Below are 25,527 nucleotides of genomic sequence, written 5' to 3'. Positions count from 1 at the left end.
GGAAATCGTAAAGGTGTTGGAAAGCTACCAGCAGCCATACTGAACACTAATATTCTAAAAAACGTTTGGAATAGTTCTCCTCAAATTCCAAACGTTTTATTTTTTTATACACAATCAAACCCACATCCACTAAGCCTGCGCTGACTGCTTAAACTGCCGCATGGTTTCTGCCAGGTGGACTTCGTGGACGACAAACTCGTGCGTCTTGCAGACATAGTCATGTTCCCGGCCCAGTTTGGCAATGTAGCCGTTAATGTAGTCGACTTCGGTTGGCCGGCCCTTGCTGAAATCTTGGTACATCGACGGGTAGTGGTACTTATAAGCCTTGGAGATTGAAATCACCGAATCGGTTTCCTCTTGCCGCGACTCAACCAGGTAAATCCCGGCCCGTTCGCAAGCATCGAACGCTTCGTCAAAAAGCTGGCGGGCCATTTCCTTCACACCATCATAGACGATAAACTGCCCCATCTGAATTTCAAACATGGTGCAAAGGGTGTTGCAGACGGCATTGAAAACAACCTTGGACATGCACATCCCCTTCCACTCGTCCGCGAAAATCGGCCCCAGGTCGGCCTTGGCGAAATCGTCAAAGACCTGTTGGACGATGGCATCCGGTCGCTCGTTATTGTACCGGGCCATGTGCATCTGTTCAGAACCCACTGGCCCCATAAAGTCGACGTCCCCCGGCGCATCCATCCGGGTCGCAATCATTGCGGTCCCGCAGATGATGTGGTCGGCCGGAAAGTACTTGGTAATTTTTTCAAAGTGCCCCATCCCGTTCATTGCCGAGAAGACGTACTGGTCCGAATGGAAGATACCGGCCTGGCTGTCCCGTTCCAGTTCCTCTGCCAATTGCATTTGCTTTTTGAAGATGATCCAGACGTTCGGATGACCATGATATTCTTCCGGTTGGTAAATGTTAACGGGGATGATATGACGGTTTTGGTGGTCCCGGGCAATTGACACCCCGCCCTGTTCCTTGATTCGTTCGATATTGGGTTCCCAGGTTTCAATGTAATCCACATCAATCCCGGCATTTTCCTGCATCATTGCCCCAAAACGCACACCCATTGCCCCTGCACCAATAATTCCATACTTCATCATCAACACGCTCCTTTTTAATGTAAATGCTCTAACAAAAAAATCGCCCTCTATTCATCTCGAATAAAGGACGATTAACTCGTGGTACCACCTAACTTCAATCCAGCTTCACAGCTGGATCCTCATCACGTACGGCAAACAATTGCGATACGCTGCACGGTAATGGGTGCTACCAAGCCGCCTCAAGAAGCAGCTGCTTAAGTAATAATCTTTCGTTGAATAGTCATCGCGCCTTCTCACCACCAGCGCTCTCTGTGACACCACTAGACAAGTACTACATTACTACCAGTATTTTTTGCTAGATTTAATTGTTGATAGTATTTTAATTAAAGCCTGATTAAATTTCAAGCATTTTATTATAATTTTTTGATTTTATTATGTTGAGGGGTTGAAGCTTAATACAGTCGTTGCATTTTGTTGCAAAATTCAATTTGCTATTTCCCATCTATTTGCTATCATAATATTAAAATTCCAGTTAAGGTGATTAAAATGCGATTAAAGCAACTCCATGATTACGTAAAACAGAATTATGAGGATGGGCAATTCACCCAAAACTATTCTTACGAAGCCAACCAGGCCAATCCGGCTTCCGATTTTCGGATGGGGCAGCAACAAGCGCGGCGGGATTTCCAAAATGGGGCAAGGTTTAAATTCTACCCTCTGCTATTAGTTAAGATTGCAAACTTGCTCACGCTGAAACGACTGACGGAAGTTAAAAATTTTGTCGAAGGATACAATCGTGAAAAACGCAAGCTAGCACCAAAGTAGCAGTGCGGCTAGAAGCGAAAGGTGGACTAAATGAAAGCAAATAACCGCAGTTCCGTCATCGCAATCTGTTCATCACTAAATGCCCTCTTCCTGATTGGCTTGGCAATCTTTGATAGATATTGGGATACCGCACCTGGATGGGTATTTTACTCATATATTTTTCTCATGGTGGTCAATGCTGGGATATTAATAGTCACTGCTATGAAAAAGGAGTGAGCAGAATGTTTGATGACGTCCTAAAAGATAAAAAATGGCCGTTATGGAAGCGAATCGCCTACTTAATCTTAGTGGCCTTGCCCTTGCCGCTTTAGTGGTCCTGTTTTAAATGAGAAATCCGCCTACTTGGCTGCAATAACCAGGTAGGCGGATTTCTTTTACCCAATCTGCCGCGCCAGGGAAATCATCTCCAGCAGGCTCTGGGCGGTACTGCTGCCCTCGTTGCCCATCTTGAGGCCGGACCGTTGCAGGGCCTGGTCGATGTTGTCGGTGGTCAGAATTCCAAAGGTCACCGGCACCTTTCCCTGCAGGTTGAGTTCCATAATCCCCTTGGTAACGCTTTGGCAAATCAAGTCATAGTGGTCGGTGCCGCCCTTGATTACGGCCCCGAGGGTCATCACGCCGTCGTAGCGGTCAGTTGCCACCAGGCGCTTGGCCGCGAAGGGAATCTCAAAGGCCCCCGGCACGTGGTAGACATCGATGTGGTCGCTTGCCAGGCCAAACTTTTCCAGAGTGCCAACCGCCCCAGCCACCAGCTGGCTAGTCACCGTCGAATTAAAATCCCCCACTACAATTGCGATTCGCAGGTTCGTTTGGTCAAATTTTCCTTGGTATTCATTCATCTTAATCCGCCTCCAATGTTAATAAGTGGTGAAATTTTTCCTTCTTTGTCGCCAGGTAACGCCGGTCATACCGGTTGGGCTGGATTTCCAGCGGGACCCGCCGGGCAATTTCAATCCCGTCGAGCCGTAACTGGCTGATCTTATCCGGGTTATTGGTCAAGAGGGCCACCCGGCGAACCCCGAGCTGCTTGAGCATCTTTGCGGCCAGGTCGTACTGGCGTTCATCGGGCCGGAAGCCGAGCTGCTCATTCGCCTCCACGGTATCGTAGCCCTGCTCCTGGAGACGGTAAGCCCGAAGCTTGTTCTCCAGGCCGATTCCCCGCCCCTCCTGACGCAGGTAGAGGACTACACCGCGACCCGCCGCGCTGATCCGCTCCATTGCCGCGTGGAGCTGGGGACCGCAGTCACAGCGGAGCGACCCCAGAACATCCCCGGTAAAGCACTCCGAATGCAGGCGGACCAGGACCGGTTCGTCACCAGCGAGGTCACCCTTGATGAGGGCCAGGTTGTCACCGGCAAACCGGCGTAGACGAAAGTCGCCGTATGTGCTTGGCAGCTTGACCTCCTCTACCGGCCTACTCACCGGGTTTCGCCGGTACTCCTGCAGGTCCTTGATTGTGATGATTGGCAAGCCGTATTCGGCCGCCATTTCGTGGAGCTCCGGCGACCGGGCCATCTCACCGTTGTCCTTGAGAATCTCACAAATGTAAGCCACCGGTTCGACTTCTGCTAGTTTGGCAAGGTCGACCGCCGCCTCGGTGTGACCATTCCGTTCCAGCACCCCGCCGGACTTGGCAACTAGTGGAAAGATATGCCCCGGCTTATAAAAATCAGCGTTCCGGGAAGCCGGATCCGCCAGGTGGCTGATTGTTCGGCAGCGGTCAAAGGCAGAAATCCCGGTGGTGGTTGAATGATGGTCGACGCTAATCGTAAAGGCCGTGCCGAACGGGTCCGTATTATCCACCGTCATCTGCCGCAGTTCGAGCCGGTCAGCCACGGCGGGCGCCATTGGCACACACATCAACCCCCGGGCGTGCTTGGTCATGAAGTTGACCTTAGCGGGCGTGGCCTTGCTAGCGAGGCCGACCAAATCACCTTCGGCTTCCCGGTCAAGGTCATCCATGACAATGACCAGCCCCCCCTGTTTTAGCTGCTCAATCGCTGCTTGTATTTTCTTAACGTCCATCGTTTATTCCGCCCCTCTCTGCAAGTTTGCAACAACGTACTTGCCTAAAATGTCGGTTTCCAAGTTAACCAAACTCCCTTCCTGGAGCTGGTCGAGGTTGGTCACGGTCTGAGTATGCGGGATCAGACCAACGGAAAACCAATCCGGACCGACCGCCATCACCGTCAGGCTGACCCCGTTAATGGCGACGCTCCCCTGGGCAACCACCTGTCCCCGGAGCCGCCGCGGGAGTGCGAAGCGGACCTCAATCGCGTTTTCGTTAACCCGGCGCTCGACCACGTGCGTCACCTCATCGACGTGCCCCGTAACAATGTGGCCCTCCAGGCGGTCGCCAACCTGCACCGACCGTTCCAAATTGACCAGGTCACCGGTGTACCGCTCCCGAAAGGTCGTCTTCTCAAAAGTTTGGGGCATCAGGGTCACCCGAAACGCCCGCTGGTCTCTGGTGACCACGGTCAGGCAGGTACCGTCAACGGCGACCGAGTCCCCGATTGCCAGTTCCGTTAATATTGCCGCGTTCGTTGGCGCCAGCGTCAGTTCGATCGTCTCACCCCGCTGTTGCAATTCCGTAATTTTGCCGGTTCCCTGTACTAATCCACTAAACATCTTGTCGCTCCCTTTCCGCAATTCGGACGTTGTTTCCTAAAAGTTCTAGCTGCTGGTCCTGAAACTTCCACGTTTCTGGTGGCGCAAAGCCCGGCACTCCTTCCTGGCCAAGCATGACCGGGCTAAGGTAGGTCAGTACCTCCTCCACCAGTCCAGCCCGGGCGAAGGCGTTTTGAATCGTTGGTCCGCCCTCAACATACAATGATTGAACGCCTTCTTCGGCCAGCACTTGAACGACCGCCGGTACCGAACAGTCCGGTAAAACAAGGACCCGGGCCCACGGGCCGAGGCGGTCAGGCAAGGCCGCGTTCTCCGTAAACACCCAGGTTGGCGCTAAGCCATCGTTGAACAGCCGCAAGTCAGGATAGTCCGCCAACCGGCCCCGCCGGTCCAGAACGATTCGGATTGGAAGGTGGGCGAGCTGGACGCTCGGTAGCAGGGTGGGGTCGTCCACAATCGCCGTCGTGCTTCCGATGACAATTCCCTGAAAGCCGGCCCGTTCTTGGTGGACCCGCCGGTAAACCGCCTGGTTGGTAATTGCCGTCCGTTGCCCAGGCCCGGCGCTAACCCGACCATCGAGGCTTAGCGCCTGTTTGAGGGTCACCCAGGGACGGTGGTGACGGTAAAAGAAGTCGTAGTGCGGGTTGACCTGCGCTGCCTGCTGGGCGCCGACTCCGGTGACCACTTCAATCCCGTGCTGGCGCAGGTTGGCAACCCCCTTGCCGGTGACCAGGGCGTGGGGGTCGAGCTGGGCGACCACCACCCGCCGGATCCCAGAGTTAATAATCAGCTGTGTACAGGGCGGCTGCTTGCCGTAGTGGTTGCAGGGTTCCAGAGTTACGTAGAGGGTCGCTCCGGCAGCCTGTCCTGGGGCAAGCCGGCTGAGGGCATCCCGCTCCGCATGGGAACCGCCATAGGGCTGGGTATGGCCCGTTGCCAGCACGTGACCGTTTTTGACCACCACGGCGCCGACCTGGGGATTCCGCCAGGTGGCTGCTCCAGCCTGCTTGGCCGCCGCGACTGCGCGTTCCATCAAAGTTTCATCATTCATCACGTCACCTTCCCATCAAAAAAACGTCCCGCGATTTCTCACGGGGCGTTTTCTGCTGGTCTCCTGGTTTAAAAAATTAAAACCCGGATAACAAGCGTGCTATCCGGGGCCATCTTTAAACTGGTAGTATCTGCAGCGTTTTCTTCTCCCATCCAGACTATACTGTCGGTACCAGACTCGCACTGGTTCAGCCGCTAGCCACTGTCGGCTAGCGGGTCACGGACTTCAAGTTGCCTTGTCACCGTCGGTTGGGAATTTCACCCGGCCCCGAAGAAAATTGCGTTTGAATTTATCTTTAGTGTAAACGTGCACTTTCTTTTTGTAAAGCGTTTTTATCAGAAACGGCCATTCGGCAAGTTAAAATTTGCTATCCGGTTAAAAAGAATCAGCGCTATAAAGCTCAGCAGAGCAATTTCAATAAAGCTAACAATTAATACCTGTCCTATTTGGAATAGCGACGTCATCGGTACCGCACTCACCAGCAGGTCCGCATTACTTGTCTGCTCTGCTAGCCCTTGGACTTGATGGCCCGTAAGAACACCGACAACGACATTCAGCAATGAGAATAGCCCACTCAATAGTACGATCGGCAGCCACACTTTTTTGAAGCTCTTGCGGTAATATATGCAGCCCATCGCGATGACAAATGTAACTGCTCCAAGGTAGACCTGCACTGCCAAATAAGTAAAAAAGTTACTCGATAAATAGAAGCAGGCACTTAGATTTAGTATAAACGCCAAGGCCAAAAGAACCATTCCGCTCTTCTTTAACATCCTCGTTTCCTCCAACTCTCAAGATTAGTTATAAATATATCAACTATCAATATTGAATTCAACGGCTTTATTAGAATGCTATAATCTGATTTTCATCGAGCACACATCTTGATATTGGGACAGCAATCCTCCAGCCAGCTAAAAAAGGCCTTCCCAATGGAAGACCTTCATCCAACGGAGAATGAGAGATTCGAACTCTCGCGCCGTTTGCACGACCTACACCCTTAGCAGGGGCGCCTCTTCAGCCACTTGAGTAATTCTCCAAAGCTGTGTTACTGGGTTAACCCAGTAACATAATTATAACATATTGCTGTTGGTGCAGGTGGCAGCCGGGCTCAGCACCCGCCACTCTTTTTGAATAGCTCCTGCATCTGGGCAGTGGTTAAGGAAAATTGGCGCTGTATCTGGGGCTTCAACTCTTCCTCTGATAAACCATTATCTTGCATCAAAGTAATCATCCCACGGATTGCTTCTAGCTTACCCAGAGTGATACCGCGTTTTTCACCAATTGCAATCCCTTCTTCACGGACATCTTCATCGTGGAACATCATGTGAGTCTTGTTATCCATATAATCATTCCTCCATTCCGTGTTCTCACTTAAATTCTGGATGTAATCCCTTAGTTCATCGACGTATTCATCGTTCTCTACATCCCTATTATCTACGTAATCGAGGAAGTTGCGCAAGTCTTTTGAGAGTGGGGCAGAACTAGCTTGTCTAGTTCGTAGCCCCACCTCCGCAAGGATAGCTAGGTTGGTCAAATGCTGATTTATCAGCGTTTGACCTGCCAGCTATCTACTGCGTTGTCGCATTTTTATCTTTAAAATAGCGAAGAAACTGAGTTAATCCCCAGCCCCTTCCTTGGTATTAAGGAAAATCGCCGTTCGCCCGTCCCCCAGTGCCAACGTTTGATCCTGCTGGCAATAATTGGCGAAGTCATAGCGGTGCCGACCTAAATTGAACGGATCAAACGGACAGATAAAGATCACGTAAGACCGTCGCAGGCTTGCGTACTCCTGCCCGTGCTTCATCATTTCACTATCAATTCGCCCCTGGTAGTAACGCACCCGCTGCGGTAAGCCGCGGGTATGCCGGACCTGCATATCAATCTCGTAGACCACCCCGTCCTGGTCCTTGGTGTACACGTCAAAGCGAACCCCGTGACTGAACTGGGTTTCCTGCACAGCCTTTTGAACCGTTGGAAATTCGATCCGGTCAATCTTTAGTTCAGGCAGAATCAGCTGGATCAACTGCTGACAAAGCCGCTTGTTGCTCATCACACTGCCAAAGACAAAGTCATCCTGAATACTAATTTCACTGGTCATCTTCTCCACCTCATATTAATTGCCCTAACTAATAAATACGGATAACTGACTTAGTTGAACGAAAATAATTGGTGAGGGTTGGAGCCTAGCCTTTTTAATACTGCGAACTTCCCCAACGCGGTATAATTGACCTATCCTAATAAAAGAAGTGAAGATTATGGCAGAAAACACACGACTCTATGACCTTTTCCAGCCCGACCATTATGATGTCTACCTCGACATCAACCGGGCGAAAAAGACCATTGCGGGAACGACGACGATTAACGGTCACGCCAGCCAACCCGTAATTAAATTAAATCAAAAGTACCTCCACATCACCGCGGTAACGGTAGCTAAGCAGCCGGTCCCCTTCACCGTCAAGGATGATGAAGAGGCCGTTGAAATCACCCTCCCGTCCGCCGGGGACGTCCAGCTGAGTGTCAACTACACCGCCCCGCTAACCGACACCATGATGGGGATCTACCCATCCTACTACGAAGTTGACGGCGAACAGAAGCAGGTCATCGGCACCCAATTTGAAACTACTGCCGCTCGCCAGGCCTTCCCGTCCGTCGACGAGCCCGCCGCCAAGGCCACCTTTAGCCTGGCAATCAAATTCGATGAACACCCTGGCGAAACGATCATTGCCAACATGCCGGAGAATCACGAAAAAGACGGCGTCCACTACTTCGACGAAACCGTTCGGATGTCAACCTACCTGGTCGCCTTTGCCTTTGGGGAACTCCAGAGCAAGCTGACCGAGACCAAATCCGGCGTTCGGGTCGGCGTCTTCGCAACCAAGGCCCACCAGCCAAAGGAACTCGACTTTGCCTTAGAGATTGCCAAGCGGGCAATCGAATTCTACGAGGATTTCTACCAAACTCCGTACCCGCTGCCGCACTCCTGGCAACTGGCCCTGCCCGACTTCTCCGCTGGGGCGATGGAGAACTGGGGGCTGGTCACCTACCGGGAAGCCTACCTCCTGTTGGATCCCGACAACACCTCGCTCGACATGAAACAGCTGGTTGCCACCGTCATCACCCACGAGCTGGCTCACCAGTGGTTCGGCGACCTGGTCACGATGAAGTGGTGGGATGACCTCTGGCTCAACGAAAGCTTTGCCAACATGATGGAATACGTCGCCGTCGACGCCATCCACCCCGAATGGAAAATCTGGAAACTATTCCAGACTTCCGAGGCTCCAATGGCGCTGCAACGGGACGCCACGGACGGGGTCCAGCCGGTCCACGTCGAGGTTAACAACCCGGCCGAAATCGACTCCATTTTCGACCCGGCAATCGTGTACGCTAAAGGATCGCGGATGCTGGTGATGGTGCGGGCGCTGCTTGGCGATCAAGCACTCCGGGAAGGTTTGAAGAACTACTTCGCTGCCCATCAGTACAACAATGCCGCCGGAAATGACCTCTGGCAGGCCCTCGGCGACGCTTCCGGCCTCAACATCGGCCAGATTATGCACTCCTGGCTTGAACAGCCCGGCTACCCTGTCGTCACAGCGAAGGTGAATGACCAGGGGCAGCTGGTGCTCAGCCAGCGGCAATTCTTTATCGGGGACGGCCAGGACGCCGGGCGCACCTGGCAAATTCCGCTCAACAGCAACTACCCGGCCGCTCCGCAGATCATGGCCGATCAGGAAGTTGTCCTGGGCGACTACCAAGAACTCCGCCAAGCCGCGGGAAAGCCATTCCGCCTCAACGTTGGCAACAATTCCCACTTCATCGTCAAGTACGACGACCAGCTCCTCCAGGACATCTTGGACCACGCCGACCAACTGGATGCCATCAGCCAGCGGCAATTGCTCCAAGACCTCCGTTTGCTGGCCGCGGGACAACAGGTATCCTACGCCGACCTAATTCCGCTCCTGACCCGCTTTGCCGACAGCCACTCCGCGATTGTTAACGCCGAACTCTACCACATCGCCAACAGCCTGAAGATGTTCGTGACACCGGGTTCAGCAGAGGAAAAGCAGCTCAAACGCTTCTTCAACCAGCTCAGCCAGGGACAGGTAGCCCGGCTCGGCTGGCTGCCTAAGACCGGCGAAAGCAACGATGACCAGCTCACCCGGCCATACGTCCTCAACGCGGCCCTCTACTCCCACAACGAGGAAGCTATTAAGGCGGCCCACCAGCTGTTTGTTGACAACCGGGAACAACTCGCCAGCCTGTCCGCGGATGTGCGGGGCCTGATTCTGAAAAATGAGGTCCAGAATTTCGGCAGCCATGAACTCTTCGACCAGCTGCTGACCGCTTACCAGCAAACGACCGACCCGAGTTATAAGGCTGACCTGCGGATGGCCATTCCGACCACAACCGATCCAGAACTGATTAAGACGATCATCGGTCACTACAAGGACGCCAGCGTCATCAAACCGCAGGACCTCCGTGCCTGGTACCGGGGTGTCCTGGCGAACAACGCCGGCCAGGAAGCTGCCTGGTCCTGGCTCCGGGAAGACTGGCAGTGGCTTGAAGACACGGTCGGCGGTGACATGGAATTTGCCAGCTTCATCACCGTTTCCGCCGGAGTCTTCCACACCCCGGCCCGCCTCGCCGAATTTAAGGAATTCTTTGAACCAAAGATTGACACACCAGGCCTGACCCGGGAAATCAAGATGGACATCCGGATTATCGAGAGCAAGGTCACCCTGGTCGAAAAAGAACAAGCAGCGGTTAATGCCGCGGTTGCTAAGGTAATTTAATAAACGATTAAAAATCCCCCGTGGCAGGCGCCATTGTAGCGTCAATCCACGGGGGATTCGTATTTTAAATTCCAATTAGCATCCAATCATTACTTAGAGCGTCTTCCCAATCAAGATGGCCCCGATTACAACCAGGACCAAGCCGAGAATCGTCAGCTTAGTCTCCTTCCTGGTCCGTGCTTCGTGCAGGATGAAGAAGCCACCCAGCGTGGAGATAATTACACTCATCTGTGAGAACGTGTAACCGACTGATTCCCCGTTGATTGCAATCGAGAAAATCAGCGTAAAGTTGGCAATCACATCGCAGGCACCGGTAAGCATATTCTTCCAGGTGTACTGATCCCACATCTGATTGTGGTCGTCTTTTTGCATCGAACCCACGATAACGTAGGTGATGAAAATAGCGACCGCTTCCGGTGGCAAAACATCCCAGCCGGTCAGGTGAAAGGCGTTCGGTGCTGAGCCGTAAGCAATAAAGCCCAGCGAAGAAATCAGCAGGAGGAGGTTCCCCTTCTTAACGTCGGCCCCCCTGCTCTTCTGTTCGTGGTAAGAAGTCAGGCAGATTCCAACGATAATTACGACAATCGCGCTGATTCCGTAAAGCCATTTGCCAGTGGTGGCCCATTCGCCGAAGAAGATTGCCCCGATCAGGTTATTCCCGATTAACTGCTCACCGATTGAAATCGGCATCGTCATGGTTGCGCCAACCAGGTCCAAACTCTTAACCTGGAAAATCAGCCCGAGGGCTTCTCCCGCCCCGCAAATGGTCGCCCCAATAATCTGGCGGGGTGACAATACCGGCATCCGGACAAAGTAAACCACCAGGCCCGCAAAGAGGGTGGTCAAGCCCATCCCCATGCACTTGTTGGTGAAGCTCCCACCAATCAGCTGCATACTGATGATTTCAAAACCAAACCCTAGTGCAGGAATTAACGCAATAATTAAACCAGTTAAGCTCATCCGATTACCCCCTAGTCAATCCCCTAGTTTTGCACCGAGTGATAACGGGGGAGTCGTTGTGAGCCAACGTCAATCTTATCCGGATCGCCCTTCCGGCCCGGCTTCATCTCAACCAAGCCGAGCTTAATCGCGTGGACTGGGCACACCAGGGCACACAGTTGACAGCCGACACACTTGCTCTTATCAAAGGTTGGCAGCCGCTTTTCATCATCCCAGCCCATCGCCTGGTGGGCCCCATCCTGGCAGGAGATAAAGCAGCGGCCGCAGCCAATGCACTTGTCCCAGTCAATCTTTGGGTAAACCTTGTAGTCCCGGTCAAGCTGGCTCGTCGGTACCACGTTCTTATTCGCCAAGCCAACCAGGTCGCTCAGGTGGTCGACGCCCTTTTCTTCCATGAAGTGCATCATTCCGTTTTTGAGGTCATCAACGATCCGGTAGCCGTACTGCATGATGGCGGTGGTTACCTGAACGGTCGTGGCACCCATCAGCAGGTACTCAGCAGCGTCTTCCCAGGTCTCAATTCCACCAATCCCAGCGATCTGCAGCTTTTCAAGTCCAGCGGCGGACCGTAATTCCTGCAGGAAGTGGAGGGCGATCGGCTTAACCGCCTTCCCGGAGAGCCCGCTGACTGCGGACTTGCCGTTGATGTTCGGCAGGGCCACGTTCTTTTCCAGGTCCACGTCGGTTACTGACCGAACGGTGTCGATCAGTGAAAAGCCGTCAGCCCCGCCGGCCAAACAACCCTTAACCGCCGGAACCATGGAGGACAAGTTCGGAGAAATTTTGGCAATTACCGGGAGGTCCGAACCCCGCTTGACCGCTTCGGTCAGTTGCCGGCAGAGGTCTGGATCCTCGTCCACTTCGGCCCCCATCTTAGCATTCGACGTCTGCGGGCAGGACATACTCAACTCAATAATGTCCGCTCCGGCTGCCGTTACTTACCGGGCTAGTTCGGTCAAGTCATCCTCGGAGGCCGCCATGATTGAGGCAATCAAAACCTTGGTAGGGAACTCCGCTTTCAGGCGTTTCATATCCGCACAGTTCTGCGCAACCGTCCGCTCCGATAACTGCTCCATGTTGTTAAAGACCACGAAGGGCGTGTCTTCCTTGGCCAGCTCGTTAAACCGCGGCGACACCTCATCAATCTTTTCACTATCGGGTGAAATCATCTTAAAGGTGATTCCGCCCCAGCCGGCACGATAGGCCCGGGCGCACATCTCGTAGCAATTACCAACTGGGGAGGCGGACAAACAGAATGGGTTTTCAAAGTGAACACCGACAAAGTCAATTGATAAATCTTTATTAATCATTGCTGCTGCCTCCTAACACCCGGTCGATTTCTTCCGCTACTTCCTTGCCCTTTTGCACGGTGTAAACAACGGTCTGGTCACCCGCCACAATATCGCCGGTGGCAAACACTTTGGGATCCGGGGTCCGGTACTTGGCGGCCCTAAACGGGACCTCGTTGTGCTGGAGGTCAATCTTCAAATCAGCAGTATCTGCCTGTTGGCCAACCGCCAAAATAATTTTATCGGCCTTAATTGTCATTTCACTGTCAATGTTGCGGGCCTTAAAGGTTACCTTATTCTGCCGGACACTAGTAGGCACGTAGCCATCAACAATCGTGACCCCTTGGGCTTGCGCACCCGCTAGTTCCTTCTTGGAAGCCTTAAATTCCTTAAACTCTTCGTAAACCACGTCGGTGACATGGTTGACGCCCAGGCGTTTGAGGGTCGTCACGACGTCCATGGCAACATCCCCACCGCCGATCACGAGGACGTTCTCGGGCAAATCACTAAGCTCGCCCCGGCTTTCCTTCGCCCGGGCTAAGAAGGAAATTGCCGATTCCTTACAAATGTTATGCTCAAACATTGGCAGCATCTTGACCTTGGCGAGGCCAACCGCAACGATGACCGCGTCGTGACCCTGCTTTAACTCATCAATCGACAGGTCCTTACCGATTGCCTGATTGTAGTGGATTTTCGCTCCAAGATTAACAATCCGCTGAACCTCATAGTCAACAATCGTCTCTGGCAGCCGGTATTCTGGAATGCCGTAAGTTAAATAGCCCCCGGCTTTCGGCGCCTTTTCGTAAATATCAACGGCGTAGCCCTTCTGCAAAAGGGTTGTTGCCGCCTGCAAGCCGGCTGGCCCACTCCCGATGATGGCAACGCTCAGGCCGTTGGGCTTGCCGGCATGGAGGATCTGCATATTTTCTTTGCGTTCCATATCAGTGACGTACCGCTGGATGCCGGCAATATCGATTGGTCCGTCGATTTTGGCCCGGGTGCAAGCCGATTCACAATACCGCTCGGTCGGGCAGACCCGGGCACAGATTGCGCCGAGGGCATTGTTTTCCCGGATCGTCTCCGCGGCGCCTTTGACGTTGCGGAAACGCACACTCCGGATAAACTTGGCCGGATTAGTGTGCGCCGGGCACGCCTGCGAACACGGCGCGTCTTCACACAGCAGGCAGCGAGCCGCTTCCTGCATCACGGTGGACATCGTGTAGCCTTGATCCTCTTTGGTATAACTAGAAGAAGCCAATTTCATAACCTCCTTAATAAATAACAACCAACACAATTGTGATAAGTGTCACTTAGGTTACTCACTTAAGAGGGCTTTTTGCTGACCTCAATTCCGCTAACCCAGTCTGATTAACGAAATGGCAAGAAGTGTGCCTTATTACGATCCTATCGCACCCCCCCCGGATTGTGTGTCAATTCACATAGTAGCGGATATTCCATGATATTCCACGCGCCAAATACGTTTGGAATTCCCCAACCCCAACTTAGTAGTATTATTCACAATCAACCAATTAACTTTGACAATTAATACTTTTTTTGTGATATATTTTGGGAATATTAAGAGTGGGAAAAGAGAGAGGGGGCAGAAGTCGGTTACGACTTCTGCCTCCTCTCCCTGCATAATTATCCTATCGCCCCGCCAAATCCGTTGCCAGTTCCTGTTTAGTGACCCCAAACCGGGCCAGGTATTCGTAAGGGTCCTGGTGGTCGCCCCAGATGTGCTGGCTGACCCAGCGGTGGCTCTTGATTCCCTTTTTACCGGCGCCGCCCTGGTCGAGGGTCAACGGAATCTTGTACTTGCCAGCCATGTCACGGGCCAGGGCAACGTAGGCCTGGTAATCCTGGCGAAAGGTGGCGGCACTGCTGGTTTGGCCCAGTTCAATCTGCACCGGAGCGTTCTGGTTTGCTGTCGTTCCGGCACCCCACGAAACGGTCCCCGGCTGTTTCATCAGGTAGACCGTGCCGCCATTACCGACAATAAAGTTCGTGTAGGCCTGATTACTATTGGCGCTCCGCTGCATATAGCTTGCTGCCTGCTGGCCGGTCGCCCTGCTGCCGACATCATGGAGAATAATGTACTTCGGCGTGGCCCGCTGATTGCTGCCCTGGCTAGCGGCCAGCTCATACTGGCGATTAACCTGATAGGGAAGCACCTGCCGCCCATCAGCGCGAAAACGATACTGCACGCCGTTAATCCTTTGCCGGCCCGTTACTTTGCGGCCGCCGCGCACGTAGGCCCAATCGGTCCCGTCGTAGTACCAGCCACCCCGCCAGAAAAAGTGGTGGTTGAGTGTCCCGGGATTAACGTAATGGACCGACTGGTTAAACTGGGTCGCAATCATTAATAAGCCGAGCACCACGGCTGTCGCAACAATAAGCAGCCGCGTTTGTTTTTTCCGCATCACGTTTCCTCCTCAATTTGCTTCAATTTTTCCATTGTATAACGCAGGCGAGCTTTGGGACCTATTTCGGCACTTCTTATCACTTTCTTTAAACTAAGTCCATTGATTCACAATGGAACATCCGCCCACTATTCCAAGAAAATCGTTCAGGTTTAACGTTAAATCAAAGCAGAACTATTGCTTATCATCCGGATTAATCGTATACTACCGATTGTTGGGGTAGGAACTCCAGAGTTATTGTCCAGCGGAACGGAATGTGAACGCTGGAAGGAGGCCGCAGGGCTGCTTTGGTTTTCCGCATTCACCACGGACAACCGTCGATGGTTCCCTAACAAAATCAAATTTTTTAGGGAGTGTGTTGATGATGTCAATCTTATCCTTTTCGGGTCCCCGCCTTACTACGCGGCATCTGACCCTGGCTGCCCTCCTGGTGGCCTTACGAATTATCCTCGGGAAACTGTCAATTGGTGACCCGGCCGTCTTGAAATTCAGCTTTGGCTTTATTGCAACGGCCCTGATCGGTTACTACCTGGGCCCGTGGATTGGCGGGCTGGCAATGGTCGTTAATGACTTAATCAGTAACACCATCTTGAATACCGGAAGTATGTTCTTCCCCGGTTTTACCTTCTCCGCCTTTCTTTCCGGCGTGATTGCCGGGCTCTTCTTGTACAACCAACGAGTGAGCTGGCAGCGGGTGTTTATCTATGAATTCATCCAGATCCTGGTCACCAACGTCTTTTTTACGACGCTGTGGGTCTACTTGATGAGCCTCAGCTCGTCTAGCACCGGCCGGGCCTTTACCGCCCTGCTCGCGATCCGGGTACCAAAGGAAATCATTTCCTGGCCGCTGGAAGCAATCATTGTCCTGCTGATCCTCCGCCAGTTGTCCCGCTTAAACTTGAATTTAAACCGTTAAATATTAAAAACGTCCTCCAAGCATTTCCTCGCTGGAGGGCGTTACTTTTTATTTCGTAATAAAGTCCAGCAGGTTAAACATCGCCCGCTTGTTTTCCGCCGGGACGCCGTGGTCAATAATCTCCTGCGGCGTCTGGTGGAGGTCATTATGGTCCAGCGGGTACTGGTCATCGTTGACCGCCATCTCGCGCACGTTATCAGCCAGCGGCTCAAAGTGGAACTGCAGGCCAATCACGTTATCACCGAGGAGGAAGCCCTGGTTCCTTACCAAATCACTGGAAAAGAGCAACTGGGCTTCGTGCGGTACTTCAAACATTTCTTCGTGCCAGTGGAGGGCGTCAAGCTTCTCTGGGATCCCCGGAATCGCCGTGGACTGCCGGTAAACCGGTGCCCAACCGACTTCCTTATGCGGCGCCTTGCCAATCTGGTAACCCAGGGTCTTGACAATCTGCTGGGCCCCGTAGCAGGCGCCGAAGATTGGCTTGTGCAGGGCCAGCAACGCTTTAATCAGCCCCCGTTCCTGCTTGATCCAGGGCAGGTCGTCGTTCGGGCTCATCGGGCCGCCGAGGATAATCAATAAGTCCGTTTCGGCAGCGGTCGGCAGGTTGCCGAACTGGTAAGGATGGTAGACATAGAAGTCGTGCCCCCGCTCGTCCGCCCAGGCTTGAATCGCGCCCGGGCCCTCGTTTGGAGTGTGTTGAAGAACGTTAATCCGCATCGTAAATCCTTTCCATCGGCGGCAATGTTGGACTAGGTATCGCCTGCAAGTACCTAAAGTTAACGTTATTCTAGCACGCCTCCGGTATAATGGAAATATTCACTGGATGCCAATTTTTTATCCCGGGATCCTGGCAACGAAAGGAGGTCCCAAAATGATCAGAAAGATGCACCCGGACGACCTGGACACGATTATGGAAATTTGGTTAGTCGGCAACCTCGATGCCCACGCCTTCATCGGCGCCCAGTATTGGCGGGACCAGCTACCAGCAGTCCGGACCGCAATTCAAGCGGCAACGGTTTACTGTTACCTGCTCCCTAATGGCACGATTGCTGGCTTTGTTGGCCTCACCGGTGACTATCTCGCAGGCCTGTTCGTCGCTCGGCAATACCGCCAGCAGGGAATTGGCGGCCAGTTGCTGACCTTTGTCCAACGTCGCTCCCAGAAGCTGGCCCTGGATGCCTACCGCCAAAACCAGCGGGCGGTTAGTTTCTACCAGCGCCACGGTTTTACAATCAGCCAGCAGGACCAGGCGAGCGTCCACCTGATCTGGGCGGCTCCAGAATAATTTTAAAAAGTCCTTGCATTTTATAAAAAACAGGTTAGAATATCATTAAAGATTTCAAAAGCGATGAGAAAGACGAGTAGGACGCCGCATTCGTCAAGTGAGCCGGTGATAGTGGGAGACCGGCCGACCCTGGACGTTTGAAAAACACTTTCTCGCAGTGCCGCTGACCCAAATGGTCGCCAGACTAAAGTAGGCTCAGCCGTCCCCGGTACGTTACCACACCGGTAGAGCGTGTTTGCGTTCGATAAGCGGTCTAGGAATCCCGAATTCCTAGGCAACTTGGGTGGTACCGCGGAATAAAGCCTTTCGTCCCTGTGAATTTACCAGGGGGACGAAGGGCTTTTTATTTGTCCCGGAGCTAATTAAAGGAGTGTCGAAAATGAGCTTAATTATTCCTACAGACTATGATCCACGATTATCAATCCGTGATACCGAAGCGGCCATCCGCTTCATCCGGGAAAACTTCCAGGATGAATTTGGCCACGAACTGCACCTCCAACGGATGTCTGCCCCGATGTTTGTCGAAAAGGGAACCGGGCTCAACGATAACCTAAACGGGGTTGAACAGCCGGTTTCCTTTACCATGAAGGGCCTGCCCGGGGAAACCATTGAAGTGGTTCACTCCCTGGCGAAGTGGAAGCGGATGGCCCTCAAGAAGTACGGCTTTGGAATGCACGAGGGGCTCTGCACCAACATGAACGCCATCCGGAAGGACGAAGATCTCGACAATTTCCACTCGATCTACGTCGACCAGTGGGACTGGGAGAAGGTGATTGCCAAGGAAGAACGGACCGAAACCACACTGAAGGCCACGGTCCGTCAAATCTTCAAGGTCATCAAGAAAATCGAGCGGGAACTGTGGGAACTTTACCCCGACGCCGTATACCAGCTGCCAGACGAAATCCACTTCGTCACCACCCAGGAGCTGGAAGACCGCTGGCCAGACTTGACCCCGATGGAACGGGAAGATAAAATTGCTAAGGAACTTGGTGCCGTCTTCGTAATGAAGATTGGGGACAAACTGCAACGCTCCGGCAAGCCGCACGACGGCCGGGCACCCGACTACGACGACTGGCAGCTTAACGGGGACATCATTTTCTGGTACGAACCGTTGCAGTGCAAGCTCGAAATCTCCAGCATGGGGGTTCGGGTCAGCGAAGAGTCAATGCGGGCCCAGCTCAAGAAGGCCGGCGCGGAAGACCGGGAAAAGCTGCCCTTCCACCAGATGCTGTTGAACGGCGAACTGCCCTACTCCATCGGTGGTGGGATCGGTCAATCCCGGTTATGTATGCTTCTGCTGGGCAAGGCACATGTCGGCGAAGTGCAAGCCAGCGTTTGGCCCCAAGCGATGCTCGACAAGTGCGCCCAGGCACACATTCAGATTCTGTAATTAAGTTTTGAGGAGTGAGTTTTTGATGGAAACAATTACGATCAGCCAATCCCCCCAGCACGTGGGAGAAACGGTTCGCATTGGCGTTTGGTTAACTGATAAGCGGTCCAGCGGGAAGATTGCCTTCCTACAGCTGCGGGACGGCACCGGCTTCTTCCAGGGGATCATCCGGAAGAACAACGTTGACGAAGAAACGTTTGAACTGGCCAAGCACGACCTGCACCAGGAAACCAGTTTCTATGTTACCGGGGAAATCGCTGAAGACAAGCGGTCCAAGTTTGGTTATGAAATCCATATCACGGACATCGATGTTGTGGGCACCAGCGATGACTACCCAATTGGTAACAAGGAACATGGGATCGACTTCCTGCTCGACCACCGCCATCTGTGGCTGCGTTCTCGCAAGCCATGGGCTCTGATGCGGATCCGGAGTCGGGTTAAGCTAGCGACGATGGAATTCTTCAACAAGCACGGTTTCACCCAGTTTGACGCCCCAATTCTGACCGGGAGTGCGCCAGAAGGGACAACCGAACTGTTCGAAACTGACTACTTTGACCAGAGCGCCTACCTGTCACAATCAGGTCAGCTCTATGGGGAAGCCGGTGCGATGGCATTGGGTCGAATTTATACGATGGGCCCAACTTTCCGGGCTGAAAAGTCCAAGACCCGACGGCACCTAATGGAATTCTGGATGATCGAACCAGAAATGGCCTGGATGCACGAGGACGAAAACGAAGAAATCCAGGAACAGTACGTGGCCTACCTGATCCAAGACCTAATTGACCACTGCCCGCTTGAGTTGGAAATGGTTGGCCGGAGCGTGGAGAGCCTCAAGCCGTTCACTGAGCTGCCTTACCCACGGGTTACCTACAAGGAAGCAATCAAGATGCTCCAGGATGGTGGCCTGGACGTCAAGTACGGCGACGACTTTGGTTCACCCGAAGAAACCTACCTGGCCGACCAATTTAAGAAGCCGGTCTTCATCAAGAACTACCCCAAGGAAATCAAGGCCTTCTATATGCCGACCAATCCTGAAGATGACCGGGAAGTTATCTGTGCCGACCTGCTGGCCCCAGAGGGTTACGGTGAAATCATCGGGGGCTCCGAGCGTGCCTACGACTACGAATACATCACCAGCAAGCTGGAAGAAAACGGCCTGTCCAAGGAAAACTACGGCTGGTACGACGACCTGCGCAAGTATGGTTCTGTCCCGCACTCCGGCTTCGGGATGGGGCTGGAGCGGTTCCTCGCCTGGGTCACCCTGCAGGACCACATTCGGGAAAACATTCCGTTCCCACGGATGCTCAACCGGCTGAACCCATAATTTAAACTAAAGGAACTCCGCAAAACGCGAAACCGCGCCTTGCGGAGTTTTTAGTTGGGCTTATTTAAACAGTTCCTGCATCTGGGCAGCGGTCAGGTCGAACTGCTGCTGAATTTGCGGCTTTAGTTTTTCCTCCGAGATACCATTATTACGCATTAACGCAATCATCCCCCGGATGGCTTCCATTTTACCGGCAGCAATTCCTTCTTCACGGACATCTTCATCGTGGAACATCATGTGGGTCTTGTTGTCCATGTAATCATTCCTCCATTCCGTGTTTTTACTCAAATTCTGGATGTAGTCCTTTAGTTCAGCAACGTACTCGTCGTTCTCTACATCCCTATTATCCACGTAATCGAGGAAGTTGCGCAAGTCTTTCGATACGTCATCTTGTGTTCCCTTGGTATTGAGGAAAATCGCCGTCCGCCCGTCCCCCAGTGCCAACGACTGATCTTGCTGGCAATAATTGGCGAAGTCATAGCGGTGCCGACCTAAATTGAACGGATCAAACGGACAGATAAAGATTACGTAGGACTGGCGCAGGGTCGCGTACTGCTGCCCGTGCTTTAACATCTCACTGTCGATCCGCCCCTGGTAGTAACGCACCCGCTGTGGCAAGCCACGGGTGTGCCGGACCTGCATATCAATCTCGTAGACCACTCCATCCTGGTCCTTGGTGTACACGTCAAAGCGAACGCCGCGACTGAACTGACTCTCCTGGACCACCTTTTGAACCGTCGGAAACTCAATCCGGTCAATCTTTAGTTCGGGTAGAATCAGCTGGATCAACCGTTGACAAAGCCGCTTATTGCTCATCACGCTGCCAAAAACAAAGTCATCCTGAATACTAATTTCACTGGTCATTTTTTCCACCCCGTATTAATTGTTCTAACTAATAAATACGGGGAAAACTACCAAATGAATTCGATGGTTAAACCAACAAGGGCCTGTGGCAAAACCGTGTTTTTGCCGCAGGCCAATTTTTCCTGTCAATCTTTGCTCTTCACCGATATTATTGCTTCGTTAGTCCGGCAGCTGCCAGCCGGTCACAGATTGTGGCCGCCAGGGCCGGATCAGCATTCGGCATCGGCAGACGGGTAAAGCGGCTGCCCGCCTGTTCGATGAGCTGCCGCAGCTCAATGTCAACGTCATAGTTAATTTCCAGGTTGTTATTGATAAAGCCCAACGGGACCGAGATAATCTGCTCCGCCCCTGCGTTAATCAGCTGCTGAGCAACGTCTTCAAATCGTGGACCAATCCACTTATCCCCGGTTTTGCCAGCGGATTGCCAGCCCAGCCAATACCGCTTTAAATTGGCGCGCTGGGCCGTAGCCTGAATATCTGCTTCAACGTTGGCCTTGTAGGGATCGCCAGCGGCAAGCGTCCGCACGGGCAGCGAGTGGGCACTAAACAGGACCGCTGTTTGCGGCGACGCGATAACTTCCCTTACCTTGCCTAACTGGGCAGCCCAATAGTCAATCAGCGCGGTTGACCCGCCCTGGTCATTTACCGGGACATAGCGAATTCCCGGGTGCGCTGCTAAGGCCGCCTTAGCTTTGCCGTGGTAGCTACGTGCATTAAAGGATGAATACTGCGCGGCCAGGGGAACCCCGTAGATTGTTGTGACGCCTGCGTCAACCAGCTGCTCCACTGCTTCCGCAATGTGCGGTGCGGTATGGGCCAGGCCCAATTCAACTGGCACATTGATCCCCCGCGCAGTCAGTTCTTTTTTCACTGCCGCAACCTGCTGTTCCGTGATCTTGGCCAGCGGTGAGAGCCCGCCGATTGCCCGGTAGCGGGCAGCTAATGCCGCAACCTGCGCGGCCGATGGTGCGTGGCCATGACGAATATCGGTATAGTAAGGCAACAGTTGGTCGTCACTGAGCGGCGTTCCAAACGCCATTAATAATACTGCGGAATGCTGTTTATTCATGGTTAACCTCCCCTAATGGCATTACTGCGGCAATGATTAGACAGATAACCGCTAACGCCGCCGCAATAAAGAAGATACTTTGAAAGCTGGCGGTGCTTAGCTGGTGGCCCTTTGAAAGCAGGTCCATGCTGGTGGCAAATAACAGGGGCGCAATCGTTAGGCCGATCTTCTTACCAGCCGAGAGACCGCCAATTGCCTGCGCCCGGTTGTTGCGGCCGGCAAGCCGCCCCGCGATTACTTGGAGTGGCGCTGACATCAGCGCCCCCATACCGATACCCATTAGAAATGCCAGACCGAGAAAGGCGCGCAGGTTCGTGATCGTCAGGGCAATTCCCAGTGTCGACAGGGCCAGTAAACCAGTGGCGCTAACCATCGTCAGCCGGTTGCCAGCCCGATCAACCAGCAGGCCGCCCAAAAAGGCCCCAATCAGTGAACCAAGGCCCGGTGCCGTTAGCATCATTCCGGCAGCCTGGGCCGACAAGCCAAAGCTCGCGCTCAAATAGGTTGGGATATAAACAAAGAGGGCGAAGAACATTCCGCCGATGGTACCCAGTAAGATCGTTTGCCGGTAGGAATACTGCCGCAACAGCTTCAGTGGGAGAAATGGCAGCCGGGTGGTCGGCAGCCGGTGCTCAATCCGGATAAAGAGGGCAAAAAAGATGATGCCAATGATCACCAGGCTCACCACCAGGACTAGGTAATTCAGCAAGTGCTGGGCAAGCATTAGCGCCAGCATCCAGGCGGCCAGGCCCGCACTAAACACTAGTGCCCCCAGCCAGTCAGCACTATATTGCGGCTGACCGCTTTCCTGCGGCAGGACCTTCCAGCCGAGCAGGAACAGGACTGCAAGCAACGGCAGCATCAGCCCATAAAAGTTATGCCAGTCGCCGGTCGTCCCCAGCGTAATCCCAGCAATGATCGGGGCCAGCAGCGCCGCTAGGCCGGACATAATCCCCATCAGAGAAACTTTCCGCCCCTGGTGGTTACGACGCGCAGCAGCAATCATCGCGTCGATCGACATTACAATAATTCCGCAATCTCCCGCTGCCTGGAGCAGGCGACCGACGAGCACTAGCGAATAGCTGGGGGCAACAAACGTGACCAGCGCCCCCACGAACCACAAAGCTAATTCGCTCAGGAAAACCCGCCGTTCGCCAAAGAGGTCAGCCCAGTTGGCCACCACCGGCGTTGCAATCACTAATCCCAAAGTATAGAGGCCTGATACCCAGGAAACCGCGGTCGGCGTCAGCTGGTACTGGTGCATAATTGACGATAGCAGGGTTGATACCGCCCCGCCATCCAGCTGGGTAATTAGAACCGCCAAACTGTAAAACCAAACCGGCGCCGTTTGTTCGCGCGCAATCTTCATTTCCATGATTATTCAGCGCCTCCCTCATCCAACGCCAGCAGGTTCGCCCAAGCGTTCTCGGTCAGCCGGGTACCGATAATGAAGTAGGGGAAATCACCGTAAACGGCACTCGCGGCCGCATACCGCATCTCCGTAACCAGCTTCTTAATTTCAAGCGGGTCGTCCGCAAAGAGGGTTACTCCCCATTCATCATCATCAAAGCCAATCGCTCCGGTAATGTACTGTTTAATCTTGCCCGCGTACTGCCGGCCAATGGTGCCATGCTCGTGCATTTCCTCCTGGCGCTTGGCATACGGCAGTTCATACCAGTTTGCCCCCGGCCAGCGCCGTTTATTCATCGGGTAGAAACAAATACAGTTCATCGCTGGCAATTGCGGCTTCAGGTGGGCATTGACATAGGCCCAGCCACGATCGGTCTTCGGCTTTCCTGTATAAGTTCCAACCTCAGTAACCGACACGAAGGAACGGCTTGGCTGCAGGATTGTTCCCAGAGCTGATTTGGCAATTAGCGCCTCAACGGCGGTCAAATCCATCAGGCTAGGTCTTAAAACCATCAGCCCCAGGTCCCCTTTGAAGCCGTTGACGCGGAACCAGTAATGGCTCCCCTGATCCGGTTCCACTTCTTCCAAGCTTTTATTTATCTTATGATAGCTATCGATGACAGAATTGCGAGTAGCTTTGTCCAAGCTACGCAAAAGCGGCCAATTTATTTTCCAAACAAGGTGCTCACAATACCATCCCTCAAGCGTTTCTACTGGTTGCTCCATCGTGCTTACCCCTTCCATTACGCAAAAAATATAACTTTTTTATTATTTTAGCACTCGATAAGCACAAATACCATATCAGACAATCAAGAAACTACTGTTCAATTTTCCGCGACCTGATTTACGGACAGTTTTGTAATCCCTCTTGTCACCAACCAGATTGATTACTAAAATAAAACTAGAATTGAAAGCTGGTGACATTGATGACGAAGAAATTATTGCTGCTGACCACCGGAGGTACAATTGCCTCGGTTGCCTCGGCTGACGGCTTGCGCCCGGGCGAATCTGGTGCTGAGCTGCTCAAAACCCTCGGCTCCCTGCCCTTCGACGTGACGGTCAAGGACATTTTGGAGATGGACTCCTCCAACATCCAGCCGGAAGAATGGACGCTGATTGCCCAGGAAATTTACCAGGCGCGCAACGATTACGACGGAATTATTGTTTCACATGGAACGGACACGATGGCCTACACGGCCTCCATGCTGACTTTTATGCTGGAAAACATTAACCTCCCGGTCGTGCTAACGGGAAGCCAGGTGCCGATAAATATTCCGCTCAGCGATGCCCCAGACAACCTCAACCTGGCCTTCACCGCCGCGACGAAGTGCGAACCCGGGGTCTACCTGGCCTTCAACCGGAAGGTGATGCGCGGCTGCCGGAGTGTCAAAGTCCGGACAACCTCGTTCGATGCCTTTGAAAGTGTCAACTTCCCCCTGATTGCCCAGGTTACCTCCGATGGTTTCCAAATTCTCCAGCCGCAACCCAAACGGCATGGTGACTACAAGCTAAACACGGCAATCGATACCAACGTCTCGCTGGTTAAGCTCTTCCCGGGTTTTGATCCTAGCCTCCTGCACGCGATGGCCGATAACGGCTGTCATGGCATCGTAATCGAAGCGTACGGCCTCGGCGGCATGACCTTCATCCGTCGCAACCTGGTTGCCGCCGTCGGCAAGCTAATCCGGAATGGCATCCCGGTCATTGCGGCGAGCCAATGCCTGTACGAGCGCAGTGACCTGACCAAGTACGAGGTCGGTCAGCAAGCACTGCTGGAAGGGGCGATTTCCGCCCACGATATGACTTCGGAATGTGCAATTACTAAGCTAATGTGGGGCCTCGGCCAGGGGATGGACATCGCTGCCATCAGTAAGTTCTTTAACACCGATGTGGCCGGTGAGGTAACGCTATAAACAACAAAGGGTTCTACAATTTTAAGTACTGATGGACTTAACATCAGTGCTTATTTTGGTTTAAATTTAAAATAAAAAACGAAAGATGGCTGGCTCCCGTCTTCGTTTAAGAAAGGACCATCTTTCATGAATTATTCTACCAGAGTTGCCTTAGGAGTTAAAGATTCCCACTTGGAATTAGATGAAAAGCACTTCGCTGAGCCCATTGAAGACCAAGGTGATCGGATTGTCATTCACTTAGTTCAATCTTATCCCCTCAGCTGCCCACATTGTGGTCAGCCCATGCTTAAAAATGGCTTTAAGACGGTCAATGCGCTCGGACCATCATTGCACTACCAGCCGACGG

The 25,527-nt window shown here is 53.1% G+C and carries 25 protein-coding genes, 1 tRNA gene, 2 pseudogenes, 2 riboswitches and 1 other annotated feature; of the genes and pseudogenes, 9 read left to right on the top strand and 19 right to left on the bottom strand.

What is annotated here, in order from left to right:
* Window positions 1-129 precede the first annotated feature (129 nt).
* Window positions 130-1,101 (bottom strand): ketopantoate reductase family protein, encoded by a 972-nt coding sequence (locus HMPREF0494_RS04585; RefSeq protein ID WP_040458796.1) that lies wholly within the window; start codon window positions 1,099-1,101, stop codon window positions 130-132.
* Window positions 1,102-1,590: 489 nt separating this feature from the next.
* Here HMPREF0494_RS04585 and HMPREF0494_RS04580 point away from each other — a divergent pair, with 489 nt between their 5' ends.
* Both HMPREF0494_RS04580 and HMPREF0494_RS04575 read left to right on the top strand, forming a co-directional pair.
* Window positions 1,591-1,869 (top strand): hypothetical protein, encoded by a 279-nt coding sequence (locus HMPREF0494_RS04580; protein WP_007123769.1) that lies wholly within the window; start codon window positions 1,591-1,593, stop codon window positions 1,867-1,869.
* A gap of 30 nt (window positions 1,870-1,899) precedes the next feature.
* A complete protein-coding gene (locus HMPREF0494_RS04575; RefSeq protein ID WP_007123768.1) occupies window positions 1,900-2,085 on the top strand; it encodes a hypothetical protein in 186 nt (61 codons plus the stop codon).
* 158 nt (window positions 2,086-2,243) lie between these two features.
* On the opposite strand, the gene ribH is transcribed toward HMPREF0494_RS04575, so the two are convergent.
* From ribH to HMPREF0494_RS04535, 8 genes are all read right to left on the bottom strand, one after another.
* Window positions 2,244-2,708: a 6,7-dimethyl-8-ribityllumazine synthase gene (gene ribH / locus HMPREF0494_RS04570; protein ID WP_007123767.1), complete on the bottom strand. Its 465-nt coding sequence runs from the start codon at window positions 2,706-2,708 to the stop codon at window positions 2,244-2,246.
* 1 nt (window position 2,709) lies between these two features.
* Window positions 2,710-3,894 (bottom strand): bifunctional 3,4-dihydroxy-2-butanone-4-phosphate synthase/GTP cyclohydrolase II, encoded by a 1,185-nt coding sequence (locus HMPREF0494_RS04565; protein ID WP_007123766.1) that lies wholly within the window; start codon window positions 3,892-3,894, stop codon window positions 2,710-2,712.
* Between the two features lie 3 nt (window positions 3,895-3,897).
* On the bottom strand, window positions 3,898-4,500 hold the full coding sequence (locus tag HMPREF0494_RS04560) for a riboflavin synthase (protein WP_007123765.1): 603 nt from the start codon (window positions 4,498-4,500) through the stop codon (window positions 3,898-3,900).
* The gene (ribD, locus tag HMPREF0494_RS04555; protein ID WP_007123764.1) at window positions 4,493-5,551 is read right to left on the bottom strand and encodes a bifunctional diaminohydroxyphosphoribosylaminopyrimidine deaminase/5-amino-6-(5-phosphoribosylamino)uracil reductase RibD; all 1,059 of its coding nucleotides are present in this window, start codon (window positions 5,549-5,551) and stop codon (window positions 4,493-4,495) included. The genes HMPREF0494_RS04560 and ribD overlap by 8 nt, the downstream gene beginning before the upstream one ends.
* A gap of 136 nt (window positions 5,552-5,687) precedes the next feature.
* Window positions 5,688-5,830, bottom strand: a riboswitch (FMN riboswitch).
* Window positions 5,831-5,886: 56 nt separating this feature from the next.
* Window positions 5,887-6,324 carry a hypothetical protein gene (locus tag HMPREF0494_RS04550; protein ID WP_007123763.1) on the bottom strand — a complete coding sequence of 146 codons (438 nt, stop codon included), beginning with the start codon at window positions 6,322-6,324 and terminating at the stop codon, window positions 5,887-5,889.
* A 175-nt stretch (window positions 6,325-6,499) separates the two neighbouring features.
* A tRNA-Ser gene (locus HMPREF0494_RS04545) sits at window positions 6,500-6,587 on the bottom strand.
* Window positions 6,588-6,659: 72 nt separating this feature from the next.
* Window positions 6,660-6,893, bottom strand: coding sequence for a hypothetical protein (locus HMPREF0494_RS10970; RefSeq protein ID WP_225430197.1), 234 nt, complete (start codon window positions 6,891-6,893; stop codon window positions 6,660-6,662).
* A gap of 273 nt (window positions 6,894-7,166) precedes the next feature.
* Window positions 7,167-7,649, bottom strand: a complete 483-nt coding sequence (locus HMPREF0494_RS04535) for an Rpn family recombination-promoting nuclease/putative transposase (protein ID WP_007123761.1) — start codon at window positions 7,647-7,649, stop codon at window positions 7,167-7,169.
* Window positions 7,650-7,806: 157 nt separating this feature from the next.
* Between HMPREF0494_RS04535 and HMPREF0494_RS04530 the strand changes: the two genes are divergently transcribed.
* Window positions 7,807-10,341, top strand: coding sequence for a M1 family metallopeptidase (locus HMPREF0494_RS04530; RefSeq protein ID WP_007123760.1), 2,535 nt, complete (start codon window positions 7,807-7,809; stop codon window positions 10,339-10,341).
* A gap of 93 nt (window positions 10,342-10,434) precedes the next feature.
* Here HMPREF0494_RS04530 and HMPREF0494_RS04525 read toward each other — a convergent pair whose 3' ends face one another.
* The 5 genes and pseudogenes from HMPREF0494_RS04525 to HMPREF0494_RS04505 form a co-directional block, all read right to left on the bottom strand.
* Window positions 10,435-11,301, bottom strand: coding sequence for a GRP family sugar transporter (locus tag HMPREF0494_RS04525; protein ID WP_007123759.1), 867 nt, complete (start codon window positions 11,299-11,301; stop codon window positions 10,435-10,437).
* 23 nt (window positions 11,302-11,324) lie between these two features.
* Window positions 11,325-12,227, bottom strand: a pseudogene (gene preA / locus HMPREF0494_RS04520) (NAD-dependent dihydropyrimidine dehydrogenase subunit PreA); the annotation flags it as partial.
* A gap of 12 nt (window positions 12,228-12,239) precedes the next feature.
* Window positions 12,240-12,611 carry a beta/alpha barrel domain-containing protein gene (locus HMPREF0494_RS11800; protein WP_007123757.1) on the bottom strand — a complete coding sequence of 124 codons (372 nt, stop codon included), beginning with the start codon at window positions 12,609-12,611 and terminating at the stop codon, window positions 12,240-12,242.
* The gene (locus tag HMPREF0494_RS04510; RefSeq protein ID WP_007123756.1) at window positions 12,604-13,854 is read right to left on the bottom strand and encodes an FAD-dependent oxidoreductase; all 1,251 of its coding nucleotides are present in this window, start codon (window positions 13,852-13,854) and stop codon (window positions 12,604-12,606) included. Before HMPREF0494_RS04510 ends, HMPREF0494_RS11800 begins: the two co-directional genes overlap by 8 nt.
* 382 nt (window positions 13,855-14,236) lie before the next feature.
* Complete coding sequence (locus tag HMPREF0494_RS04505) at window positions 14,237-15,010, bottom strand: N-acetylmuramoyl-L-alanine amidase (protein ID WP_007123754.1); 774 nt, start codon at window positions 15,008-15,010, stop codon at window positions 14,237-14,239.
* Between the two features lie 213 nt (window positions 15,011-15,223).
* Window positions 15,224-15,319, top strand: a riboswitch (THF riboswitch).
* A gap of 55 nt (window positions 15,320-15,374) precedes the next feature.
* Here HMPREF0494_RS04505 and HMPREF0494_RS04500 point away from each other — a divergent pair.
* Complete coding sequence (locus tag HMPREF0494_RS04500; protein WP_187368707.1) at window positions 15,375-15,926, top strand: folate family ECF transporter S component; 552 nt, start codon at window positions 15,375-15,377, stop codon at window positions 15,924-15,926.
* A gap of 48 nt (window positions 15,927-15,974) precedes the next feature.
* Here HMPREF0494_RS04500 and HMPREF0494_RS04495 read toward each other — a convergent pair whose 3' ends face one another.
* Window positions 15,975-16,643 carry a type 1 glutamine amidotransferase gene (locus tag HMPREF0494_RS04495; protein ID WP_007123752.1) on the bottom strand — a complete coding sequence of 223 codons (669 nt, stop codon included), beginning with the start codon at window positions 16,641-16,643 and terminating at the stop codon, window positions 15,975-15,977.
* 154 nt (window positions 16,644-16,797) lie between these two features.
* On the opposite strand from HMPREF0494_RS04495, the gene HMPREF0494_RS04490 reads away from it, so the two are divergent.
* The 3 genes from HMPREF0494_RS04490 to asnS all read left to right on the top strand — a co-directional run bounded on the left by HMPREF0494_RS04490 (window position 16,798) and on the right by asnS (window position 19,925).
* Window positions 16,798-17,211 carry a GNAT family N-acetyltransferase gene (locus tag HMPREF0494_RS04490; RefSeq protein WP_040458794.1) on the top strand — a complete coding sequence of 138 codons (414 nt, stop codon included), beginning with the start codon at window positions 16,798-16,800 and terminating at the stop codon, window positions 17,209-17,211.
* A gap of 54 nt (window positions 17,212-17,265) precedes the next feature.
* Window positions 17,266-17,528: a binding site (T-box leader), on the top strand.
* A 62-nt stretch (window positions 17,529-17,590) separates the two neighbouring features.
* On the top strand, window positions 17,591-18,601 hold the full coding sequence (gene asnA, locus HMPREF0494_RS04485) for an aspartate--ammonia ligase (protein WP_007123750.1): 1,011 nt from the start codon (window positions 17,591-17,593) through the stop codon (window positions 18,599-18,601).
* Between the two features lie 25 nt (window positions 18,602-18,626).
* Entirely contained in the window at window positions 18,627-19,925 is a 1,299-nt protein-coding gene (gene asnS / locus HMPREF0494_RS04480; RefSeq protein ID WP_007123749.1) for an asparagine--tRNA ligase, read from the top strand.
* Between the two features lie 60 nt (window positions 19,926-19,985).
* Here the strand turns inward: asnS and HMPREF0494_RS04475 are convergent, their stop codons facing one another.
* The 4 genes from HMPREF0494_RS04475 to hemQ form a co-directional block, all read right to left on the bottom strand.
* Window positions 19,986-20,789 (bottom strand): Rpn family recombination-promoting nuclease/putative transposase, encoded by an 804-nt coding sequence (locus tag HMPREF0494_RS04475; RefSeq protein WP_007123748.1) that lies wholly within the window; start codon window positions 20,787-20,789, stop codon window positions 19,986-19,988.
* A 148-nt stretch (window positions 20,790-20,937) separates the two neighbouring features.
* Window positions 20,938-21,858, bottom strand: coding sequence for a ferrochelatase (gene hemH, locus HMPREF0494_RS04470; RefSeq protein ID WP_007123747.1), 921 nt, complete (start codon window positions 21,856-21,858; stop codon window positions 20,938-20,940).
* Window positions 21,851-23,233, bottom strand: coding sequence for an MFS transporter (locus tag HMPREF0494_RS04465; RefSeq protein ID WP_007123746.1), 1,383 nt, complete (start codon window positions 23,231-23,233; stop codon window positions 21,851-21,853). The genes hemH and HMPREF0494_RS04465 overlap by 8 nt, the downstream gene beginning before the upstream one ends.
* A 2-nt stretch (window positions 23,234-23,235) precedes the next feature.
* Window positions 23,236-23,994 carry a hydrogen peroxide-dependent heme synthase gene (hemQ, locus tag HMPREF0494_RS04460; protein ID WP_040458793.1) on the bottom strand — a complete coding sequence of 253 codons (759 nt, stop codon included), beginning with the start codon at window positions 23,992-23,994 and terminating at the stop codon, window positions 23,236-23,238.
* Window positions 23,995-24,194: 200 nt separating this feature from the next.
* Here hemQ and HMPREF0494_RS04455 point away from each other — a divergent pair, with 200 nt between their 5' ends.
* Both HMPREF0494_RS04455 and HMPREF0494_RS11795 read left to right on the top strand, forming a co-directional pair.
* The gene (locus tag HMPREF0494_RS04455; RefSeq protein WP_007123743.1) at window positions 24,195-25,181 is read left to right on the top strand and encodes an asparaginase; all 987 of its coding nucleotides are present in this window, start codon (window positions 24,195-24,197) and stop codon (window positions 25,179-25,181) included.
* A gap of 126 nt (window positions 25,182-25,307) precedes the next feature.
* Window positions 25,308-25,527 (top strand): annotated as a pseudogene (locus tag HMPREF0494_RS11795) (ISL3 family transposase); the annotation flags it as partial.

Origin of the sequence: Limosilactobacillus antri DSM 16041, from assembly GCF_000160835.1 — a bacterium.
In the GTDB taxonomy this organism is placed as follows: Bacteria; Bacillota; Bacilli; order Lactobacillales; family Lactobacillaceae; genus Limosilactobacillus; species Limosilactobacillus antri.
Note: the sequence above shows the minus strand (reverse complement) of the source record. Positions and strands in the feature narration are given on the sequence as shown.

Coding starts and splice junctions, on each gene's coding strand:
- HMPREF0494_RS04510 (WP_007123756.1), bottom strand. CDS start 13,854: ATGAAATTGGCTTCTTCTAGTTATACCAAAGAGGATCAAGGCTACACG.
- hemH (WP_007123747.1), bottom strand. CDS start 21,858: ATGAATAAACAGCATTCCGCAGTATTATTAATGGCGTTTGGAACGCCG.
- HMPREF0494_RS10970 (WP_225430197.1), bottom strand. CDS start 6,893: ATGGATAACAAGACTCACATGATGTTCCACGATGAAGATGTCCGTGAA.
- hemQ (WP_040458793.1), bottom strand. CDS start 23,994: ATGGAGCAACCAGTAGAAACGCTTGAGGGATGGTATTGTGAGCACCTT.
- HMPREF0494_RS04565 (WP_007123766.1), bottom strand. CDS start 3,894: ATGGACGTTAAGAAAATACAAGCAGCGATTGAGCAGCTAAAACAGGGG.
- HMPREF0494_RS04505 (WP_007123754.1), bottom strand. CDS start 15,010: ATGCGGAAAAAACAAACGCGGCTGCTTATTGTTGCGACAGCCGTGGTG.
- HMPREF0494_RS04525 (WP_007123759.1), bottom strand. CDS start 11,301: ATGAGCTTAACTGGTTTAATTATTGCGTTAATTCCTGCACTAGGGTTT.
- HMPREF0494_RS04455 (WP_007123743.1), top strand. CDS start 24,195: ATGACGAAGAAATTATTGCTGCTGACCACCGGAGGTACAATTGCCTCG.
- HMPREF0494_RS11800 (WP_007123757.1), bottom strand. CDS start 12,611: ATGATTAATAAAGATTTATCAATTGACTTTGTCGGTGTTCACTTTGAA.
- HMPREF0494_RS04495 (WP_007123752.1), bottom strand. CDS start 16,643: ATGCGGATTAACGTTCTTCAACACACTCCAAACGAGGGCCCGGGCGCG.
- ribD (WP_007123764.1), bottom strand. CDS start 5,551: ATGAATGATGAAACTTTGATGGAACGCGCAGTCGCGGCGGCCAAGCAG.
- HMPREF0494_RS04580 (WP_007123769.1), top strand. CDS start 1,591: ATGCGATTAAAGCAACTCCATGATTACGTAAAACAGAATTATGAGGAT.
- HMPREF0494_RS04585 (WP_040458796.1), bottom strand. CDS start 1,101: ATGAAGTATGGAATTATTGGTGCAGGGGCAATGGGTGTGCGTTTTGGG.
- HMPREF0494_RS04530 (WP_007123760.1), top strand. CDS start 7,807: ATGGCAGAAAACACACGACTCTATGACCTTTTCCAGCCCGACCATTAT.
- ribH (WP_007123767.1), bottom strand. CDS start 2,708: ATGAATGAATACCAAGGAAAATTTGACCAAACGAACCTGCGAATCGCA.
- asnS (WP_007123749.1), top strand. CDS start 18,627: ATGGAAACAATTACGATCAGCCAATCCCCCCAGCACGTGGGAGAAACG.
- HMPREF0494_RS04560 (WP_007123765.1), bottom strand. CDS start 4,500: ATGTTTAGTGGATTAGTACAGGGAACCGGCAAAATTACGGAATTGCAA.
- HMPREF0494_RS04550 (WP_007123763.1), bottom strand. CDS start 6,324: ATGTTAAAGAAGAGCGGAATGGTTCTTTTGGCCTTGGCGTTTATACTA.
- HMPREF0494_RS04575 (WP_007123768.1), top strand. CDS start 1,900: ATGAAAGCAAATAACCGCAGTTCCGTCATCGCAATCTGTTCATCACTA.
- HMPREF0494_RS04535 (WP_007123761.1), bottom strand. CDS start 7,649: ATGACCAGTGAAATTAGTATTCAGGATGACTTTGTCTTTGGCAGTGTG.
- HMPREF0494_RS04490 (WP_040458794.1), top strand. CDS start 16,798: ATGATCAGAAAGATGCACCCGGACGACCTGGACACGATTATGGAAATT.
- asnA (WP_007123750.1), top strand. CDS start 17,591: ATGAGCTTAATTATTCCTACAGACTATGATCCACGATTATCAATCCGT.
- HMPREF0494_RS04500 (WP_187368707.1), top strand. CDS start 15,375: ATGTCAATCTTATCCTTTTCGGGTCCCCGCCTTACTACGCGGCATCTG.
- HMPREF0494_RS04475 (WP_007123748.1), bottom strand. CDS start 20,789: ATGACCAGTGAAATTAGTATTCAGGATGACTTTGTTTTTGGCAGCGTG.
- HMPREF0494_RS04465 (WP_007123746.1), bottom strand. CDS start 23,233: ATGGAAATGAAGATTGCGCGCGAACAAACGGCGCCGGTTTGGTTTTAC.